This is a genomic window from Tamlana crocina, from assembly GCF_012037625.1.
In genome coordinates, this window is record NZ_JAAVJS010000803.1 from 1 (window position 1) to 292 (window position 292).

1 protein-coding gene is annotated in these 292 nt (G+C 44.2%); it reads left to right on the top strand.

Features of this window, described 5'->3' with window-relative positions:
- Nucleotides 1-292: hypothetical protein (locus tag HC176_RS19065; RefSeq protein ID WP_167920535.1), on the top strand; the 292-nt coding region annotated here is incomplete at both ends.

The following is a 292-nucleotide window of genomic DNA, read 5'->3' on the forward strand; positions in this document are numbered from 1 at the left end:
TTGGGGCTATTTTAAATGATCTGGCCAATCAGTCCAATAACAAGCAATCCACAACAGGTGATATTCCGGAATGTACCGATGGTGCCACTCCAGCCTATGTGGAAATTGCACTTTATGAAGGTTCCACTGCTGTAGTTGGATCTACCGATGTTCCTTTTAGAGTTGATCTTGTGAACGGTCAGATCTTTACTGAAGAAGTTCCTCAACTGGAACTTGAACCGGGAACTTATTCTCTTGAACACTTCATGGTTTATGATGCCGCCGGAAACCTTTTATGGGTTGCTCCACGTGG